14 protein-coding genes and 1 pseudogene are annotated in these 18,147 nt (G+C 72.3%); 6 read left to right on the top strand and 9 right to left on the bottom strand.

Going from position 1 to position 18,147, the window contains the following annotated elements; all coding sequences use genetic code 11:
* Nucleotide 1: 1 nt before the first annotated feature.
* Nucleotides 2-1,162, bottom strand: a complete 1,161-nt coding sequence (locus tag ACQF4J_RS11980; protein WP_351581174.1) for a CorA family divalent cation transporter — start codon at nucleotides 1,160-1,162, stop codon at nucleotides 2-4.
* Nucleotides 1,163-1,306: 144 nt separating this feature from the next.
* On the opposite strand from ACQF4J_RS11980, the gene ACQF4J_RS11975 reads away from it, so the two are divergent.
* The 3 genes from ACQF4J_RS11975 (at nucleotide 1,307) to dmpI (ending at nucleotide 3,643) form a co-directional block, all read left to right on the top strand.
* Entirely contained in the window at nucleotides 1,307-2,446 is a 1,140-nt protein-coding gene (locus ACQF4J_RS11975; protein WP_427165597.1) for a winged helix DNA-binding domain-containing protein, read from the top strand.
* Between the two features lie 54 nt (nucleotides 2,447-2,500).
* Nucleotides 2,501-3,367, top strand: coding sequence for a LysR family transcriptional regulator (locus ACQF4J_RS11970; RefSeq protein ID WP_351581170.1), 867 nt, complete (start codon nucleotides 2,501-2,503; stop codon nucleotides 3,365-3,367).
* 93 nt (nucleotides 3,368-3,460) lie between these two features.
* Complete coding sequence (dmpI, locus tag ACQF4J_RS11965; protein ID WP_351581168.1) at nucleotides 3,461-3,643, top strand: 4-oxalocrotonate tautomerase DmpI; 183 nt, start codon at nucleotides 3,461-3,463, stop codon at nucleotides 3,641-3,643.
* 95 nt (nucleotides 3,644-3,738) lie between these two features.
* Here the strand turns inward: dmpI and ACQF4J_RS11960 are convergent, their stop codons facing one another.
* The 3 genes from ACQF4J_RS11960 to ACQF4J_RS11950 all read right to left on the bottom strand — a co-directional run bounded on the left by ACQF4J_RS11960 (nucleotide 3,739) and on the right by ACQF4J_RS11950 (nucleotide 8,551).
* Nucleotides 3,739-4,530, bottom strand: a complete 792-nt coding sequence (locus tag ACQF4J_RS11960) for a S1 family peptidase (RefSeq protein WP_200705638.1) — start codon at nucleotides 4,528-4,530, stop codon at nucleotides 3,739-3,741.
* 209 nt (nucleotides 4,531-4,739) lie between these two features.
* Entirely contained in the window at nucleotides 4,740-7,544 is a 2,805-nt protein-coding gene (locus ACQF4J_RS11955; protein ID WP_427165596.1) for a helix-turn-helix transcriptional regulator, read from the bottom strand.
* Between the two features lie 170 nt (nucleotides 7,545-7,714).
* Entirely contained in the window at nucleotides 7,715-8,551 is an 837-nt protein-coding gene (locus ACQF4J_RS11950; RefSeq protein ID WP_351581164.1) for a helix-turn-helix transcriptional regulator, read from the bottom strand.
* A 149-nt stretch (nucleotides 8,552-8,700) separates the two neighbouring features.
* Here ACQF4J_RS11950 and ACQF4J_RS11945 point away from each other — a divergent pair, with 149 nt between their 5' ends.
* Both ACQF4J_RS11945 and ACQF4J_RS11940 read left to right on the top strand, forming a co-directional pair.
* Entirely contained in the window at nucleotides 8,701-10,374 is a 1,674-nt protein-coding gene (locus ACQF4J_RS11945; protein WP_427165595.1) for an AMP-binding protein, read from the top strand.
* The gene (locus tag ACQF4J_RS11940) at nucleotides 10,371-11,966 is read left to right on the top strand and encodes an AMP-binding protein (RefSeq protein WP_427165594.1); all 1,596 of its coding nucleotides are present in this window, start codon (nucleotides 10,371-10,373) and stop codon (nucleotides 11,964-11,966) included. Before ACQF4J_RS11945 ends, ACQF4J_RS11940 begins: the two co-directional genes overlap by 4 nt.
* Nucleotides 11,967-12,507: 541 nt before the next feature.
* Here ACQF4J_RS11940 and ACQF4J_RS11935 read toward each other — a convergent pair.
* A complete protein-coding gene (locus tag ACQF4J_RS11935; protein ID WP_427165593.1) occupies nucleotides 12,508-13,215 on the bottom strand; it encodes a hypothetical protein in 708 nt (235 codons plus the stop codon).
* A gap of 167 nt (nucleotides 13,216-13,382) precedes the next feature.
* Between ACQF4J_RS11935 and gcl the strand changes: the two genes are divergently transcribed.
* Nucleotides 13,383-15,167, top strand: coding sequence for a glyoxylate carboligase (gene gcl / locus ACQF4J_RS11930; RefSeq protein WP_427165592.1), 1,785 nt, complete (start codon nucleotides 13,383-13,385; stop codon nucleotides 15,165-15,167).
* Nucleotides 15,168-15,446: 279 nt separating this feature from the next.
* Here the strand turns inward: gcl and ACQF4J_RS11925 are convergent, their stop codons facing one another.
* From ACQF4J_RS11925 to ACQF4J_RS11910, 4 genes and pseudogenes are all read right to left on the bottom strand, one after another.
* Nucleotides 15,447-15,686, bottom strand: coding sequence for a hypothetical protein (locus tag ACQF4J_RS11925; protein WP_427165591.1), 240 nt, complete (start codon nucleotides 15,684-15,686; stop codon nucleotides 15,447-15,449).
* A gap of 364 nt (nucleotides 15,687-16,050) precedes the next feature.
* Nucleotides 16,051-16,248 (bottom strand): annotated as a pseudogene (locus tag ACQF4J_RS11920) (catalase-related domain-containing protein); the annotation flags it as partial.
* Between the two features lie 94 nt (nucleotides 16,249-16,342).
* Nucleotides 16,343-17,236, bottom strand: coding sequence for a 2-hydroxy-3-oxopropionate reductase (locus ACQF4J_RS11915; protein ID WP_351803261.1), 894 nt, complete (start codon nucleotides 17,234-17,236; stop codon nucleotides 16,343-16,345).
* A gap of 24 nt (nucleotides 17,237-17,260) precedes the next feature.
* Nucleotides 17,261-18,082 carry a TIM barrel protein gene (locus ACQF4J_RS11910; RefSeq protein WP_351567192.1) on the bottom strand — a complete coding sequence of 274 codons (822 nt, stop codon included), beginning with the start codon at nucleotides 18,080-18,082 and terminating at the stop codon, nucleotides 17,261-17,263.
* Between the last annotated feature and the right edge of the window lie 65 nt (nucleotides 18,083-18,147).

The following is an 18,147-nucleotide window of genomic DNA, read 5'->3' as shown; positions in this document are numbered from 1 at the left end:
TCTAGAGCCAGTCCCGGCGCTTGAAGATCACGTACAGACCGCCGCAGATGACCCCCATCAGAGCGATGGCGAAGGGATATCCGAAGCTCCAGCTCAGTTCGGGCATCCGGCGGAAGTTCATGCCGTAGATGGTGCCGACGAGGGTGGGCGCGAACAGGATCGCCGCCCACGAGGAGATCCGCTTGATCTCCTCGTTCTGCTCGAACCCCGCCTCCGCGAGCGCCCGCATCTCCGCGTTCTGCTGCTGGGTCACCAGCGTCGCGTTGACCGTGAGGATCTCGGTGAGGGCCTGCCGGAAGCCGTCCACACGCTCGCTCGTGTGGGTGACGTGGTCGGCGACGTCCCGCAGATAGCGCTGGAGTTCCTCGTCGGTCTCGTACTTGGCGAAGCCCGCCATCAGGCCGTGCAGCATGCCGACCAGGGGGCGGGTGGCGCGCTGGAACTCGACCATCTCGCGGGAGAGTTCGTAGATACGGCGGGAGACCTCGGGGTCGCCGCGGAAGACCTCGGTCTCGATCTCGTCGATGTCGTTCTGCACGCCCTCGACGACCGGGGCGTACCCGTCGACCACCGCGTCGAGTATGGCGTACAGCACCGCCTCCGGGCCGAGTCCGAGCAGCTCCGGCGACTCCTCCATGCGGCGGCGCACGGCGGACAGGTCGGGGGCCGCGCCGTGCCGCACCGTGATCACGAAGTCGGGGCCGACGAAGACGTGCAGCTCGCCGAAGTCGACCTCTTCGGGGGCGTCCAGATAGCGGGCCGCCCGCAGCACGACGAACAGCGTGTCGCCGTAGCGTTCCAGTTTCGGCCGCTGGTGGGCCTCCATCGCGTCCTCGACCGACAGCGGATGGAGGTCGAACTCGGCGGCCAGGGAGAGGAGTTCGCTCTCGGTGGGGCGGGCCAGGCCGATCCAGGCCATCCCGGACGGCGCCTCGCGCAGTTCCCGGAACGTTTCCGCGAGCGTGGCGGGGGAGGAGACGCGCACACCGTCGCGGTACAGGGCCGCCTGTACGACGCTGGCGACCTCCGGCGGCTCCGCTGTGGCGGACGCGGGCGATGGGGGAGCGGTATCGGCCGGCGGGGGCTGCGGAGTCGTCAGGGCGCGGCGCAAGACGGACTTCACGGAGTTCCTGGGGGCCGGACGGGCGCGTCGCTCGGACATGCGGCTGCCTCCCGGGTCGAACCTGCGGCTGCGTGATCCCGGGCAGGATATACGGGGCAAACGACGCCGGGGTGCCGGGCGCCCGCCGGATTCGGTGGGAGTCGCGGACAGAACCTGTCCGCGAGCCGGACTAGCGTGCCCGGCATGACCAGGACGACCCCCGACCGCACCCGGCGCGCCCCGAGGGGAAGCGCCGCCGACGCGCCCGTGCTCGGCCCCCGTGCCCTGAACCGCGCGACCCTCGACCGGCAGCTGCTCCTGCGCCGGGCCCCGCTGTCCGTGGAGGCCGCCCTCGGGCATCTCCTGGGGCTCCAGGCGCAGAACGTGAAGCCGCCGTACTACGCGCTCGCCGCCCGCCTCGACGGTTTCGCCCCCGAGCACCTCTCGGAGCCGATGGCCGCCCGCGAGATCGTCCGTATCGTCACGATGCGCTCGACCATCCACACCCACACCGCCGACGACTGCCTCACGCTGCGCCCCCTGGTGCAGCCCGCCCGCGACCGTGAACTGACCCACTTCCGCAAAGGTCTCGTGGGCGTGGACCTCGGACGCCTCGCCGCCCTCGCCCGTGACCTGGTCGAGGCCGAACCCCGCACCATGAAGGAGCTGCGCGAGGCCCTGGCCGCCGAGTGGCTCGAGGCCGACCCGCAGGCCCTCGGCGTCGCCGCCCGCTGCTCACTGCCCCTCGTCCAGGTCACCCCGAGGGGCCTGTGGGGCAGAAGCGGCCAGGTCGCCCTCACCACCGCCGAGCACTGGCTGGGCCGCCCCGCCCGGGAGGCGCCCACGCCGGACGCCGTGGTCCTGCGCTACCTCGCCGCCTTCGGCCCCGCCTCCGTCAAGGACATGCAGACCTGGGCCGGCCTGACCCGCCTGCGGGAGGCCTTCGAACGGCTCCGCCCCGAGCTGCTCACCTTCCGCGACGCCGACGGCACCGAACTCTTCGACCTCCCCGACGCCCCCCGTCCCGACCCCGACACCCCGGCCCCGCCCCGGTTCCTGCCCGAGTTCGACAACCTGCTCCTCTCCCACGCCGACCGCACCCGCGTCGTACCGCCCGAGTACCGGGGCCGCAGCTGGGTCGGCAACATGGCGCACCGCGCCTTCCTCGTCGACGGCTTCCTCGCCGGCGTGTGGAGGCTGGAGCGGGACGCCCTCGTGATCGAGCCCTTCGGCCGGCTCACCGGGGCCCAGCGGACGGACCTGGTCGACGAGGGCGGCCGGATGCTGACGACCATGCACCCGGGGACGCCGTACGACATCCGTTTCGGCGCGGTGATCCAGTAGCCCTCTGTCCGCTCACGGGAACAAGGCCCCGGGCGTCCCCTCTAGAGTCGGGCCATGGAACTGCGGCAGCTCACCTACTTCGTCACCGTCGCCGAGGAGCTGCACTTCGGGCGGGCGGCCGAGCGGCTGCACATCGTGCAGTCCGCGGTGAGCATGCAGATACAGCGTCTGGAGCGGGAGCTGGGCGCCGAACTGTTCGACCGCACTCCGCGCCGGGTGCGGCTGACTTCCGCGGGGGAGCGGCTGCTGCCCAGGGCGCGGGAGGTGCTGGCCGCGGCGGACCGGGCCCGCGCGGCCGTCGCCCCGCCTCCCGGGCTCAGGATCGGCACCAGTACGGGCATGGGGGCGCACCTGGACCGGGTGCTCGCCGCGTTCGCCCGCCGCGCGCCGGAGGTTCCGGTGGAGCTCTTCTCGCTCCCGGCTGCCGAGCGCCTGGCCCGGGTCGCCGGCGGAGGGCTGCACGCCGCGTTCGTGCGGTCCGTCGAGCCCGTCCCCGGCGTCCGGGTGCTGCCGCTGTGGCCCGACCCCCTGGTCGCGGCCCTCCCCGCCTCCCATCCGCTGGCCGGCCGGGCGGAGATCGACCTCGGGGAACTGGCCGAGCTGCCCCTGAGCCTGACCGAGCGGCGGAACAACCCCGCCCTGGTGGACCTGGTCGTCGGCGCCTGCCACGAGGCCGGCTTCCAGCCGCTGCCCGGCCCGGCGAACGGCTCCCTGCAGGACACCCTCGCCACCATCGGCAGCCGCCCCGGGTGGACGGTCGTCTACGGCTCGCACGCGCGCGTGCTGCACAGCCCGCGGGTGGCCTTCGTCCCGTTCCGCGCCCCGGGTCTGGCGATGTCGACGGGCCTGGCCGTGCCCGTCTCCTCGCCCGTCCCGCACCTGGACACCCTGCTCCTGGCCTGCGGCGATCACGAGAGCTGATCGCTGCGGTCGCGGTCTGGCCCTTGGTCGCGGACGCCCGGCGCGATGGACTGGACTCACCCGAAGGAAGACCGAGAACAAGGGAGTTCAGCCATGCCGATCGTCACCGTCCAGCAGGGCCCGCGCGACGCCGAGCTCAAGCGGGAGCTCGTCCGGCGCGTCACCGACGCCTTCGTCGACGCGTACAAGATCCCGCCGGAGACCGTGCAGGTGTGGATCCACGAGGTCCCGGCGGACAGCTGGGGTGCCGCGGGCAGGCTCACCGCGGACAAGTAGCGGGCACATGGATAGGGGGCGCTGCGAGCTGCTCGTGGTAGCTCGCAACGCCCCCTGGTCACTCACCTGAGGGGTGCTCAGGAGTTCTTCTGGGGCTAGGAGTTGACCTGCGCCGTAACCAGGCTGGAGAAGGTGGTCAGCCGGGTGTAGACACCCGGGTAACCCGCCTCGGCGCAGCCGTTGCCCCAAGAAGTGATCCCTGCCAGGACGCCCCCGATGAGCAGGGGACCGCCGCTGTCGCCCTGGCAGGTGTCTGTGCCGCCGGAGGTGTATCCGGCGCAAACCATGTCGGACTGGACGAAGTCCGAACCGTAGGAGCTCTTGCAGCTGGAGTCGGACACGATCGGGACGGTCGCGGTCCGCAGCTGGTTGGACGAGCTGCCGTTCTCCGACGTGGTGCCCCAGCCGAGGATCCGGGCGGTGGTGCCGGCCGCGTACACCGAGGTGTCGGAGGAGGAGACGTACGAGGCCTTGGTGTACGGCATCGACGTCGAGAGCGTGAGGACGGCGACGTCGTCGCCGTTGGTGGCGTCCGTGTAGGACGGGTTGATCCAGATCTTGCTGACCCGGCTGACGGTGCCGTTGGTGCCGTTCAGGTACGTGCGGCCGCCGACGACCCTGACGCTGCTGGTGGTCTCGCCGACCATGCAGTGCGCCGCCGTGACCACCTTGGTCGCGGACACCAGGGTCCCGCCGCAGAACTGGTTCTGCGAGGCGTCGGTGATCTGCATCATGAACGGGTAAGCGGTCGTCGTGGTCGTGGTACCGCCGACGATGGGCTGGGGGGCGGCGACGGCGGTGGGGGCGCCGATCAGTGCCGTCGCTGCGGCCGCAGCGGCCGCCGCGACCACGGCGGCGGTCTTTCTTGCGCGGTCGATCCCGAACATGAGTCTCCTCAGTGGGGGTTGCCGGTGGGGGTCGCGCGGGTGGTGTGGGGGTGCTGCACGGGGGTCGCGGGACCGACCCCCGTATGCCCGGGCGAGCGGCACGTCCCAAAAACTAGAACCCGGCACACCCTCGTCCCAATGAGGGAACCCCCTAGGGGGAGTTGGGCAGGGAAAACCCTCGGTCGCCGCTCAGTAAACCCGGACAAACCTCACTTAGTACGGCGCCCCGCCGCCAGTCGGACGATATCCACCCGAGAGCGGATGCCGAGCTTGCGGTAGACCCGGGTGAGGGTCGCCTCGACCGTCTTGACGCTGATGAACAGACGCGCGGCGATCTCGCGGTTGGTCGCGCCCTCCATGACGAGCGCGGCGACCTGACGCTCCATCGAGGCGAGGCCCTCCAGGCCCTCTGACGCGGGAGCGGGGGGATTCGGTTCCCCCCGGCCCGCCACCGCGGCCGCCTCGGCCTGGCGCAGCCACGGCAGCGCCCGGCAGCGGCGGAAGAGCCGGGCCGCCTCGTCGTACGACGTCGGGCCGGGCCGGCCCGGGTGCAGCCCGGCGAGCGCGAACGCGGCACGGGCCTCCTCCAGCCCGTAGCCCAGCTTGGCCAGCCGGTCCTGAGCCGATGTCAGCTGCGCGACGGCGGCCTCCTGTTCGCCGCGCGCGGCGCGCACCAGCGCCTCGGCCCGGTCCAGCACGGCGAGCATGCTCTCCCGGCCCAGCCGCAGCGCGTGGGCGCGGGTCTCGTCGACGACCCGCTGCGCCTCGTCGAACTCCCCGATGCGGACGAGGGCCTCGGCGAGGTCCCCGTGCCAGCGGCCACGGGCCGGATCGGTGATGCCGAAACCGTTCTCCAGCTCCCGCACCCGACGCAGGGAGGCCACCGCCCCCTCCGCGTCCCCCGCGACCAACTGGGCCTGGCCGAGCGCGGTCAGGCCCCGCGAGATGTACATCTGGTCCCCGGCCTGCTCGGCGAGTTCCACCGCCTCCCGGCCCAGCTCCAGCGCCCGCTGCACGTCCCCGCCGGCGGCCTCCGCGAGGGAGGCGAGCACGGCGGAGGGCATCTCGCCGATCCCGGAGTCGCGGGCCAGCCGCATGCTCTCGCGGGCCAGGTCCAGAGCCCGCCCGCAGTGCCCGGAGCGCAGTTCGGTGTCGGCGAGCAGGCGCACGAAGTGCACCTCGCTCTCGACCATGCCGCGCCGGCGCACCTCGCGGAGCAGCGAGCTGACGGTGGCGCGGGCGTCCGGCAGCTCGTCGCTCATGATCAGCCAGCGGTAGCGGGCCATGCCGGCGCCGTTGTGATGGCAGGTCACCTGCGGGTCCTGCGGCTCCTTCAGGGCCCGCTTGATCGTCATGGGGGCGGCCGGGTGGCCCATCAGGGTCTCGGTCTGCGCCTGGAAGGACAGCGCGAGGAGCTCGGTGCGCCGGTCGCCGGCCCGGGCCGCCAGCTCCGCCGCGTGCGCGGCCTCCTCGCGGCCCTTGGCGAAGTCGCCCTCGACGACCAGGCCCCGCCAGGCCAGCTGGTAGTGGACCAGGGCCAGCAGCCGGGGGTCGTCACCGGCGTCGGCGAGCACCTGCGGGTAGACGGTGTCGACCTCGCCGAGCGCCTGCCCGGCCGCCTCGATCACCACCATCCAGGCCCGCACCCGGTCCGCGGGCGAGGTGGCCCGGGTCAGCACCTCGCGGGCGATGTCCCGGGCGAGGTCCACCTCGCCCGCGGTGATCGCGTCCTCGGCGGCCTGCAGCCGGCGCTGGTCCGGTCCCGGCTCGTCGTCGGCCGGGGTGTGCAGGGCGGCGAGCAGTCCCAGCGAGGCGGCCGCCGACGGGGCGCCGCGGTCCCGGGCCAGGGCGGCGGCCTCGGCGAGCCGGGCCGCGGCCTCCGGGTCGGTGCCGGTGGTCGCGAGCGCCAGATGGCGGGCCCGCTCGATCGGGTCGGAGGCCGCCGTGGACAGCGCCGCGTGCACCGCGCGCCGCTCCTGCGCGGGGGCCTCCGCGTACAGCGCGGCCGAGATCAGCGGGTGCGCGAAGCGTACGGCGGGGCCCTCCGGGTCCGTCGCCAGCAGGCCCAGCTCGGCCGCCCGGGCCGTCTCGGCCTCGGCGTTCTCGCGGCCGGCCGCGTGCAGCAGGGCCAGGGTCGGGCGGGCGCCGGCGCTGGCGACGAGAAGGGTGCGGCGGGCCTCGTCGGACAGGGCCTCCAGGCGGTTGAGGACGAGGGTGCGCAGCGAGGTCGGCACCGGCAGGGGCTCGCCGGGCCGGGGCGCGGTCGGGTTCTCGGCCAGGGCACGGCCCAGTTCGAGGGCGAAGAGCGGGTTGCCGCCGCTGGTGCGGTGGATGTCACGGACCGTGGAGCGGGGCAGGCCGGTGTAGCCGCGGTGGTCGAGCAGGGCGGAGACCTGGGCGCGGGAGAGCGCGCCGAGCCGGACGGCGAGGGTGTCCGGCGGCGACGAGCGCAGGTGGCGGTCGTACTCCTGGCCCTCCGTGCGCACCGCGCTCAGCAGCTGGACCCGGGTGCCGCCGAGGCGGCGGGCGGCGAAACCGAGGAGTTCGGCGCTCGCGGAGTCCAGCCACTGCAGGTCGTCGGCGACGACCAGCACGGGGCCGTCGGCGGCGAGGGCGCGCAGGGCGGAGAGCACCGCCAGGCGCAGGGCGAGGCCGTCGCGCTGGAGGGTGGACTCGCCGCCGCCCAGCGCCGACTCCAGGGCCGTGCGCTGGGCCGCGGGCAGCTTGTCGGACACGTCGTCGAGGGCCAGGCCGAGGAGGTCGGCGAGGGCCAGGAACGGGAGATGGGATTCGGACTCGGTCGCCGAGCAGCGCAACACGGTGCCGGCCGCTGTCCCATATTCGGATGCCAATGCCCGCAGGACGGTGGACTTTCCTATTCCGGCGGGGCCGTGGAGCAGCACACTGCCGCCGCGCGCGAGCTGCTCACGCGCCGCGGCGACCAGCTCGTCCCGGCCGATGACCAGGTCGGGGCGGCCTCTGGCAGGCTCCTTGAAGTCCCGTCGCACGGTCACCGCTCCCCTCCGTGTGTCGTGTCCGAGCCAAATTCTAGGCAACGACTGTTTGGAATTCGGACGGACGAGGTGGTGAGGGATATAACAATGGCGCAGCGCAGCCAAATTCAAAGCGCCGTCGAATGAATAGGCAGCTGCGCGGGGGCCGCCCCCGGTCCGTGGGACGGACCCTACGGCAGCAGCCCCGCCCGGCGCGCCGAGGCGACCGCCTCACCCCGCGTGTGCGCGCCCAGCTTGCGCATGGCCGAGCGCAGATAGCTCTTGACTGTCTCCGGCCTGAGCCCCAGTCGCTCCGAGGCGCCGGCGTTCGTCGCGCCGGCCGCCAGACAGGTCAGCACGTCCAGCTCGCGCGGTGCCAGGCGCACCTCGGCCCGCACGGGCTCCGGTGTCAGCAGCCGGCACGCCTGGAGGAGTTCGGCCCGCAGCGCCGGGTCCGCGATCCGCGGCGCCAGCGCCCGCAGGGCCGCGTGCGCGTCTCGCACCTGCTCCCAGACGGCGCCCGGCGCCCGATCCCGCACCGGTTCGGCCTCGGCGGCCGCCGCGAGCAGCCCCCGGACCTCGTCCCGGACGACCAGCGCCTGCTCCACGTCCCGCGCCGCCTCCATCGCCGCGCCCAGCGTGCGGTCGCCGAGCGGCTCGGCCGTGCGCAGGGCGCCGTACAGCACCCCGCGCACCCTCCGTCGCACCACCACCGGTACCGCCAGGATCGAGCGCAGGCCCTCGGTGGCGACCGGGATGTCGTACTCGTGGCTGATCTGCTTGGCCGAGGAGTAGTCGGTCACCGCGCACGGCCGAGCGAGCGCGACGGCCCGGCCGCCGAGGCCGTTGCCCGAGGTCACCGGGAGCCCGCTGAGCGCGGGTGTGCTGTTGCCGCTCAGTTCGCTGATGCGCACCCGCGGGCGGCCCGGTTCCACCAGGCCGCCGAAGGCGACCGGCAGCCCGGTCGCGCGCCGCAGTCGTACCAGCGCGTTGCGTATCTCGACCGCCCCGGCCGTGTCTGCTGTCACCTGCTCGCCCTTTCCTGCAGCCTGGGGTCCCTGTCCCGGGGGCCCCGGTCCCACGACGCACCCCCGTTCGGGGGTGGTGAGACCTGCATCACGGATTACACGATGGCAGAGAGCCGCCCGGCAATGGTCCGGTATCGAGGAGGAGCGAGATGACGACCGCGACGGAGGCCTTTCGCAGCGCGCGGGACTTCCTGCTGGAACACCGCGAGGACTACGCGAGGGCGTACCAGGGCTTCGGCTGGCCCCGGCCCGAGCGCTTCAACTGGGCGCTCGACTGGTTCGACGTCATCGCCGAGGGCAACGACCGGACCGCGCTGCACATCGTCGAGGAGGACCGCACCGAGGTGCGCCTCTCCTTCGCGGAGATGTCCGCCCGTTCGGACCGCGTCGCGAACTGGCTGCGCGACCGGGGCGTCCAGCCCGAGGACCGGATCCTGGTCATGCTCGGCAACCAGACCGAGCTGTGGGAGACGGCCCTGGCGGCGATGAAGCTGCGGGCCGTCGTCATCCCGGCCACCCCGCTGCTCGGCCCCGCCGACCTGCGCGACCGCGTCGACCGGGGCCGCGTGAAGCACGTGATCGTCCGGGCCGAGGACACCGCCAAGTTCGACGACGTGGCCGGCGCCTACACCCGCATCTCCGTCGGCGGCCTGCCCGAGGAGGGCTGGGAGCCCTACGAGGACGCGTACGCGGCCCCCGCCGAGTTCCTCCCGGACGGGCCCACCCTCGCCGACGACCCGCTGATGCTGTACTTCACCTCCGGCACCACCGCCCGCCCCAAGCTGGTCGAGCACACCCACACCTCGTACCCGATCGGCCACCTGGCGACCATGTACTGGATCGGCCTCAAGCCCGGCGACGTGCACCTGAACATCTCCTCGCCCGGCTGGGCCAAGCACGCCTGGTCCAACCTCTTCGCGCCCTGGAACGCCGAGGCGACCGTCTTCATCCACAACTACACGCGCTTCGACGCGGCCCGGCTGATGGCCGAGATGGACCGCGCCGGTGTGACCACCTTCTGCGCCCCGCCGACCGTCTGGCGCATGCTCATCCAGGCCGACCTCACCCAGTTGCGGAACAAGCCGCGCGAGGCCGTGGCCGCCGGGGAGCCGCTCAACCCCGAGGTCATCGAGCAGGTCCGCCGCTCCTGGGGCGTCACCATCCGGGACGGCTTCGGGCAGACGGAGACGGCCGTGCAGGTCTCCAACAGCCCGGGGCAGAAGCTCAAGACCGGCTCCATGGGCCGGCCGAGCCCCGGCTACAAGGTCGAGCTGCTGGACCCGGTGACCGGCGCCCCCGGCGCCACCGAGGGCGAGATCTGCCTCGACCTGTCGGCCCGGCCCGTCGGCCTGATGACCGGCTACCACGGCGACCCCGACCGCACGGCGGAGGCGATGGCGGGCGGCTACTACCGCACCGGCGACATCGGTTCCCGCGACGGCGACGGCTACATCACCTACGTCGGCCGCGCCGACGACGTCTTCAAGGCCTCCGACTACAAGATCAGCCCCTTCGAGCTGGAGAGCGCCCTGCTGGAGCACGAGGCGGTGGCCGAGGCGGCCGTCGTGCCCGCCCCGGACGAGGTGCGCCTCGCCGTGCCCAAGGCGTACGTCGTGCTCGCCGAGGGCTGGCAGCCGGGGCCCGACACCGCGAAGGTGCTGTTCGAGCACTCCCGCGAGGTCCTGGCGCCGTACAAGCGCATCCGCCGCCTGGAGTTCGCGCCCCTGCCCAAGACCGTCTCCGGCAAGATCCGCCGCATCGAGCTGCGCGAGGCCACCGCCGCCGGCTCGACGGCCGAGTACCGCGAGGAGGACTTCCGGTGACCGAACCGTCGTACAGCCACGGCACCAGCACCACCACGCTGCTCGGCGACACCATCGGCGCCAACCTGGACCGGGCCGTCGCCACCTGGCCGGACCGCGAGGCCCTCGTCGACGTGCCCTCGGGGCGGCGCTGGACCTACGCGCAGTTCGCCGCGGACGTCGACCGGCTGGCGCAGGGGCTCCTCGCGAGCGGAGTCGCCAAGGGCGACCGGGTCGGGATCTGGGCGGTCAACTGCCCGGAGTGGGTGCTGGTCCAGTACGCCACCGCCCGCATCGGCGCGATCATGGTGAACATCAACCCGGCCTACCGCACCCACGAGGTGGAGTACGTCCTCAAGCAGGCCGGCATCTCCCTGCTCTTCGCCTCCCTCAGTCACAAGAGCAGCGACTACCTGGCGATGGTCGGCGAAGTGCGGGGCCGCTGCCCGGAGTTGCGGGAGACCGTGTTCATCGGCGACCCGGGCTGGGAGGCGCTGCTCGCCCGCGCGACCCCGGTGCCTGTGCCGTATCCGGAGCTGTCCTGCGACGAGCCGATCAACATCCAGTACACGTCGGGCACGACGGGCTTCCCCAAGGGGGCCACCCTCTCCCACCACAACATCCTCAACAACGGTTACTTCGTGGGGGAGATGATCTCCTACAGCGAGCAGGACCGGGTGTGCATCCCCGTGCCCTTCTACCACTGCTTCGGCATGGTCATGGGCAATCTCGCCGCCACCTCGCACGGCGCCTGCATGGTGATCCCGGCTCCCTCCTTCGACCCGAAGGCCACGCTGGAGGCCGTCCAGCGCGAGCGCTGCACCTCGCTGTACGGCGTACCGACCATGTTCATCGCCGAGTTGAACCTTCCCGACTTCGCCTCCTACGACCTCTCCTCGCTGCGCACCGGGATCATGGCGGGCTCGCCCTGCCCGGTGGAGGTGATGAAGCGGGTGGTCACCGAGATGAACATGGCCGAGGTCTCGATCTGCTACGGCATGACGGAGACCTCGCCCGTCTCCACCCAGACCCGGCGCGAGGACGACCTGGAGCACCGCACGGGCACCGTCGGCCGCGTCCTGCCGCACCTGGAGGTGAAGGTCGTCGACCCGGCCACCGGGATCACCCGGCCGCGGGGCGCCGCGGGCGAGCTGTGCACCCGCGGCTACAGCGTGATGCTCGGCTACTGGAACGAGCCCGAGAAGACCGCCGAGGCCGTCGACCCCGGCCGCTGGATGCACACCGGCGACCTGGCGGTGATGCGCGAGGACGGTTACGTCGAGATCGTCGGCCGCATCAAGGACATGATCATCCGGGGCGGGGAGAACATCTACCCGCGCGAGATCGAGGAGTTCCTCTACGGCCACCCCAAGATCCAGGACGTCCAGGTCGTGGGCATCCCGCACGAGAGGTACGGCGAGGAGGTCCTGGCCTGCGTCATCCCCCGGGACGCGGCCGACCCGCTCACCCTGGAGGAACTGCGCTCCTTCTGCGAGGGGAGGCTGGCGCACTACAAGATCCCCAGCAGTCTCCGGATCCTCGATTCCTTCCCCATGACGGTCTCGGGAAAGGTCCGCAAGATCGAGCTCAGGGAGACATACGCGGGCGACTGAGGCGCCCTGTCAGGGGCGCGGGGAACTGCGCGACCAGCCCCCACCGGCCCGCGGTTGCCCACCGGCGTAGTCGCTTCACCGCCCCCTGGCGGAGCGTCGGGGCCGGGGACTGAGGCGCCCTGTCAGGGGCGCGGGGAACTGCGCGACCAGCCCCCACCGCCTCGCGGTTGCCCACCGGCCGTAGTCGTTCCACCGCCCCCTGGCGGAGCGTCGGGGCCGGGGACTGAGGCGCCCTGTCAGGGGCGCGGGGAACTGCGCGACCAGCCCCCACCGCCTCGCGGTTGCCCACCGGCCGTAGTCGTTCCACCGCCCCCTGGCGGAGCGTCGGGGCCGGGGACTGAGGCGCCCTGTCAGGGGCGCGGGGAACTGCGCGACCAGCCCCCACCGGCCCGCAGGTCCCCACCGGCCGTAGCTGTTTCACCGCCCGCTGGCGGAGCGTCGGGGCCGGGGACTGAGGCGCCCTGTCAGGGGCGCGGGGAACTGCGCGACCAGCCCCGACCGGCCCGCGGTTGCCCACCGGCCGTAGTCGTTCCACCGCCCCCTAGCGGAGCGTCCCCCCGTCGAGTTCGTCCGCCAGGCTGTTGACCGGCTGCGCGGTCCCGGTGAGGTCCAGTACGAACAGGGGGACGCCCAGGTCGTCGGCGCGGGCCCGGGCGTCGCCCGCGTACCCGGCGAGGGAGAAGTAGACGCAGACCGCCGACTCCGTCATGGCCGTCAGCCACAGGCACTCCACGTCCCGCAGTGAGGCCGGGCGCACGGTCGGGTCGACCTGGGCCAGCAGTCCGCGGGCGGCGAGGCCGACGCCCGACGGCGGCCGCTGGTCGGCGCGGCGGAGGTCCCGGTAGCCGAGCCAGCGCAGGTACAGCGCGGCCGCCGTCACCGCGTCCCGCGCCGTACGGATCGCGACGGGCGGGAAGCGGGGCCGCCGCGTTCCCGGGCCGGCCGTCCTCGTCCCGCCGGCAGTCCCCGTGGTGTCGGGTGCCGTGGTTCCGCCGGTCACCGGGACACGCAGCACGGTCCCGCACGGGCAGCCCAGTTCCGGGTACGGCCACTCGTCGCGGCGGCCGCAGACCGCGCACCGCAGGCTCATCCAGTCCTCCGCGCGCACCGCATGGGGCACGGCCGTCGCCGTCCCGTGCCGGTCCAGCGCCGGGGTGACGGTCGCCCCGCACACGCACGGGAACGACGGGGCGGTGTAAAGGTGCTCGCGCCGGCACGCCGGGCAGCACACCGAGAGGCTCTCGGTCATGCCGCACATCGTCCTCCCGTACACCCCCGCTTGTCCGTCCCTTGACGGCCTTCCCTCACCCACTTACATTGCTTCCAGATAGTAGAAGTTACTTTCCATAATACGGAAGTGCTCACCGCGGGGCGCGACGGGAGTGCTCATTCCGGCAGCCGAGGCAGGAGTACTCGATGGCACGTATGACCGCTGCCCGCGCGGCAGTTGAGATCCTCAGGCGCGAGGGCGTCACCGACGCGTTCGGCGTCCCCGGCGCGGCGATCAACCCCTTCTACGCGGCGCTCAGGGCCTCCGGCGGCATCCACCACACCCTCGCCCGCCACGTCGAGGGCGCCTCGCACATGGCCGAGGGGTACACCAGGACCCACCCCGGCAACATCGGCGTCTGCATCGGCACGTCGGGCCCCGCAGGCACCGACATGATCACCGGCCTGTACTCGGCCATCGGGGACTCCGTCCCGATCCTGTGCATCACGGGTCAGGCCCCCACCGCCGTGATCCACAAGGAGGACTTCCAGGCCGTCGACATCGCCTCGATCGCCAAGCCGGTCACCAAGATGGCGGTGACCGTCCTGGAGGCCGCGCAGGTCCCCGGCGTCTTCCAGCAGGCCTTCCACCTGATGCGCTCCGGCCGCCCCGGCCCGGTCCTGATCGACCTGCCGATCGACGTCCAACTGACGGAGATCGAGTTCGATCCGGAGACGTACGAACCGCTCCCGGTCTACCAGCCGGTCGCCTCCCGCGCCCAGATCGAGAAGGCGATCGGGCTGCTGAACGCCTCCGAGCGCCCGCTGATCGTCGCCGGCGGCGGTGTCATCAACGCGGACGCCTGCGAACTGCTGGTGGAGTTCGCCCAGTTGACGGGTGTTCCGGTCGTGCCGACGCTGATGGGCTGGGGCGTGCTGCCCGACGACCACGAGCTGAACGCCGGCATGGTGGGCCTGCAGACCTCCCACCGCTACGGCAACGCGACCTTCCTGGAGTCCGACTTCGTCCTCGGCATCGGCAACCGCTGGGCCAACCGGCACACCGGAAAGCTGGACGTCTACACGGCCGGCCGGAAGTTCGTCCACGTCGACGTCGAGCCCACCCAGATCGGCAGGATCTTCGCCCCGGACTACGGCATCGCCTCCGACGCGAAGGCCGCGCTGGAGCTGTTCGTCGAGGTGGCAAGGGAGTTGAAAGCGGAAGGCAGGCTCCCCGACCGCTCGGCGTGGGCCGCCTCGGCCCAGGAGAAGAGGGCGACGCTCCAGCGCCGTACGCACTTCGACGACATCCCGATCAAGCCGCAGCGCGTCTACGAGGAGATGAACAAGGCCTTCGGACCGGAGACCCGGTACGTCTCCACGATCGGCCTCTCGCAGATCGCGGGCGCCCAGATGCTGCACGTCTACCGGCCCCGCCACTGGATCAACTGCGGCCAGGCGGGCCCCCTCGGCTGGACGATCCCGGCCGCGCTGGGCGTCGCCAAGGCCGACCCCGAGGCGCAGGTCGTCGCGCTCTCCGGCGACTACGACTTCCAGTTCATGATCGAGGAGCTGGCCGTCGGCGCGCAGCACAAGATCCCGTACGTCCATGTCCTGGTCAACAACTCCTACCTGGGCCTGATCCGCCAGGCGCAGCGGGCGTTCGACATCGACTTCCAGGTGAAGCTGGAGTTCGAGAACGTCAACTCGCCCGAGCTGGGCGTCTACGGCGTCGACCACGTCAAGGTCGCCGAGGGCCTGGGCTGCAAGGCGATCCGGGTGACCGACCCGGCCGAGCTGGGCGCGGCCTTCGAGCAGGCGAAGAAGCTCGCGCAGGAGTACCGGGTCCCGGTCGTCGTCGAGGCCATTCTGGAGCGCGTCACCAACATCTCCATGTCGACGACCAACGACATCGGCAACGTCGTGGAGTTCGAGGAGATCGCGACCGAGCCGGGCCACGCCCCGACCTCGGTCAGGACCCTGAAGGTCTGAGCCCCGGGGGGCGTGCGACCGACGGCCGAAGGGCGGTCCAGCCGACTGGCTGGACCGCCCTCTCGCGTGCCCGGCTCCCCCGAACCGTCCCCCGTTTCCCCCGTATCCGGTGCCCGCCGCCCCCGTGCCGGCGGGCCCCGTGTGACGAGAATGTGCCCAAGGGTGGGGGCAGTTGAAGCCCCTTGAACCGTGTTCAGAGCTGAATTTGAGGTTTGCGTAGACGTCCTACGTCCCTGCGCGTACGCGCGTAGCGCCCCTCTCGCTCCCTCGTAGCGCCTCTCACTCTCCCTCGTGGTGCTCCGACAGTCCCGGCCAGTCGTCCGGCCCGCCGCCCTGCCACTCGATGAGTTCACTGCTCTCGACGTCGGTGACGTACAGGTCGGCCAGTCGCAGGATCTCGCCCACGTCGTCCGCGTGCGTGGCGATCCCCAGCGTCTCGTCACCCTCGGTGACCCGCCGGGACCCGTCGAGGGCCGGCGCGTGCACCACCACATGTGGATGTTCCCTCTGATGTGCCATGCCTTCAGGCTCCTGCGCGCCGGCCGGACGCGCACCAGGTGGACGCCGAAGAGCGCCGGAAGCGGAAGGTCCCGCATCCGGCGCTCTTCTGGGTCGGTTCAGGGGTTGGTGCCGTCCGACGGCGCGGGGCTGGGCGCGACAGGACGTTCGCGCCGCCGGACGGAGTCCGTGGTCGTACGGGAGATGGCAGGGACCGCGGCGGCGACGACGGCACCGGGCGCTCCTCCCCTCAGGTCGAAGGAGGAGGGCCCGGGCCTTCACCACCGCACTGGCTCGCACGCCGCCGCGGTCTCCGGCCTGCCCGCGCACGTCCGGCCGGCCACCCCTCATCCGGGCCGTCCGGCCGCCGCGGGCCGTCTTTGGCTCAGTCCTCGCGCAGGGCGTGGACCGCCTCCTCCACGCGCCGCCCGTACGCGGGGTCGGCGGCGTGGAAGTGGGCCAGGTTCTTCTCGATCACGTCGTCGCGGGAGACCTTGGACAGGCCGGCGGCGATGTTCGCGACCAGGCGGGACCTCTCGTCCCGCGACATCAGGCGGTACAGCTCGCCCGCCTGGAAGAAGTCGTGTTGAAGTGGTTTCCGGGCGGCGCCCCCGCCTGGGCGCGACAGGACAGATGTCGGCGGCGGCGCCGCCCGGAAGCTTCGGTGACGCCCCGGGTCAGACCTGGGCGCCGGAGAGCCGCTCCACGGCCCGCAGCAGCGCCGAGTGGTCCAGGCCGCCGTCGCCCTGCGCGCGCAGGCCGGCGACGAGCTGGGCGACCAGGGCGCCGACGGGCAGGGCGGCACCGACGTTGCGGGCGGCGTCGGTGACGATGCCCATGTCCTTGTGGTGCAGGTCGATGCGGAAGCCGGGCCGGAAGTCGCGCTGGAGGAAGTTGTCCTTCTTGCGCGTCAGCACGGTCGAGCCCGCGAGACCGCCGTTCAGCACGTCCAGCGCGGCCTTCAGGTCCACCCCGGACTTCTCCAGGAAGACGACGGCCTCGGCGCACGCCTGGATGTTCACGGCGACGATGAGCTGGTTGGCCGCCTTCACGGTCTGGCCCGAGCCGTGCGGACCGCACAGCACGATCGTCCTGCCCAGCGCCTCGAAGATCGGCCTCGTGGCGTCGAAGTCGGCCTGCTCGCCGCCGACCATGATGGACAGCACGGCCTCGACCGCGCCGGCCTCGCCGCCCGACACGGGGGCGTCCAGCACGCGGATGCCCTTGCCGGCGGCGGCCTTCGCGAGGTCCACGGAGGTCTGCGGGGTGATGGACGACATGTCGATCAGCAGCGCGCCGGACCGGGCGTTGTCCAGGATGCCGTCGGCGCCGTAGGAGATGGCCTCGACCTGCGGCGACGCGGGAACCATCGTGATGATCACGTCGGCGTCGCGGACGGCCTCGGCGATCGAGCCGGCGGCGGTGCCGCCGGCCGCGGTCAGCCGGTCCAGCTTGTCCTGCTCCAGCGTGAAGCCGGTGACGTCGTAACCCGCCTTGATCAGGTTCTCGGACATGGGGGAGCCCATGATGCCGAGACCTATCCAGGCGATCTTGGGGAGCGTGTCGCTCATGGGGAACTGCCTTTCGGTACGGGGTCAGCGGGGCAGCCAGTCGAAGGCCTCGGCGCTCGGGCGGTCGCCCGGCTTGTACTCGAGGCCGATCCAGCCGTCGTAGCCCGCCTTGTTCAGTCGGTCGATGAGGTCTTCGAGGGGCAGCGAGCCCGTGCCCGGGGCGCCGCGGCCCGGGTTGTCGGCGATCTGCACATGGCCGGTCCTCGCGGCGTACCGCTCGATCACCGCCGGCAGGTCCTCGCCGTTCATGGACAGGTGGTAGAGGTCCATGAGGAACTTCGCGTTGCCGAGCCCCGTCGCCGCGTTGACCTTGTCGACGACGCCGATCGCGGCCGGGGCGCTCACCAGCGGATACAGCGGCGATTCCGGCTTGTTGAGGGCCTCGATCAGCAGGATCGCGCCGATCCGGTCGGCCGCGTGGGCCGCGAGCACCAGGTTCTGGAGGGCCAGCGCGTCCTGCTCGGCCGGGTCGGCGCCCTCGACGCGGTTGCCGTACAGCGCGTTGAGGGCCCGGCAGCCCAGGGAGGCGGCGAAGGCGGCGGCCACGTCGATGTTGGCGCGGAACCGCTCCGACTCCTCGCCCGGGACCGACAGGGCGCCGCGGTCGGGCCCCGGCAGCTGTCCGGCGTAGAAGTTCAGGCCCGTGAGCTGTACGCCCGCGTCCTCGATCGCCCCCTTGAGGGCATCGAGCTCGGACTGCTCGGGGGTGGGGGAGTCGACCCAGGGCCACCACAGCTCGACCGCGGTGAAGCCGGCCGCGGCGGCGGCCGCGGGGCGCTCCAGGAGCGGGAGTTCCGTGAAGAGGATCGACAGGTTGACGTTGAAGCGCTGCTCTGCGAATCCCATGCGGGTCGGCGCTCCCTTCCGTGGCGAGTGATTCCGTATTGCGGAAGTTCGTTTCTGCTTAACGG

The organism is Streptomyces sp. C1-1, from assembly GCF_050214755.1.
In the GTDB taxonomy this organism is placed as follows: domain Bacteria; phylum Actinomycetota; class Actinomycetes; order Streptomycetales; family Streptomycetaceae; genus Streptomyces.
Note: the sequence above shows the minus strand (reverse complement) of the source record. Positions and strands in the feature narration are given on the sequence as shown.

What these genes read in the sequence shown, in the direction of transcription:
- ACQF4J_RS11980 (WP_351581174.1), bottom strand. Translation starts at nt 1,162, where the DNA reads ATGTCCGAGCGACGCGCCCGTCCGGCCCCCAGGAACTCCGTGAAGTCC.
- ACQF4J_RS11975 (WP_427165597.1), top strand. Translation starts at nt 1,307, where the DNA reads ATGACCAGGACGACCCCCGACCGCACCCGGCGCGCCCCGAGGGGAAGC.
- ACQF4J_RS11970 (WP_351581170.1), top strand. Translation starts at nt 2,501, where the DNA reads ATGGAACTGCGGCAGCTCACCTACTTCGTCACCGTCGCCGAGGAGCTG.
- dmpI (WP_351581168.1), top strand. Translation starts at nt 3,461, where the DNA reads ATGCCGATCGTCACCGTCCAGCAGGGCCCGCGCGACGCCGAGCTCAAG.
- ACQF4J_RS11960 (WP_200705638.1), bottom strand. Translation starts at nt 4,530, where the DNA reads ATGTTCGGGATCGACCGCGCAAGAAAGACCGCCGCCGTGGTCGCGGCG.
- ACQF4J_RS11945 (WP_427165595.1), top strand. Translation starts at nt 8,701, where the DNA reads ATGACGACCGCGACGGAGGCCTTTCGCAGCGCGCGGGACTTCCTGCTG.
- ACQF4J_RS11935 (WP_427165593.1), bottom strand. Translation starts at nt 13,215, where the DNA reads ATGACCGAGAGCCTCTCGGTGTGCTGCCCGGCGTGCCGGCGCGAGCAC.
- gcl (WP_427165592.1), top strand. Translation starts at nt 13,383, where the DNA reads ATGGCACGTATGACCGCTGCCCGCGCGGCAGTTGAGATCCTCAGGCGC.
- ACQF4J_RS11925 (WP_427165591.1), bottom strand. Translation starts at nt 15,686, where the DNA reads ATGGCACATCAGAGGGAACATCCACATGTGGTGGTGCACGCGCCGGCC.
- ACQF4J_RS11915 (WP_351803261.1), bottom strand. Translation starts at nt 17,236, where the DNA reads ATGAGCGACACGCTCCCCAAGATCGCCTGGATAGGTCTCGGCATCATG.
- ACQF4J_RS11910 (WP_351567192.1), bottom strand. Translation starts at nt 18,082, where the DNA reads ATGGGATTCGCAGAGCAGCGCTTCAACGTCAACCTGTCGATCCTCTTC.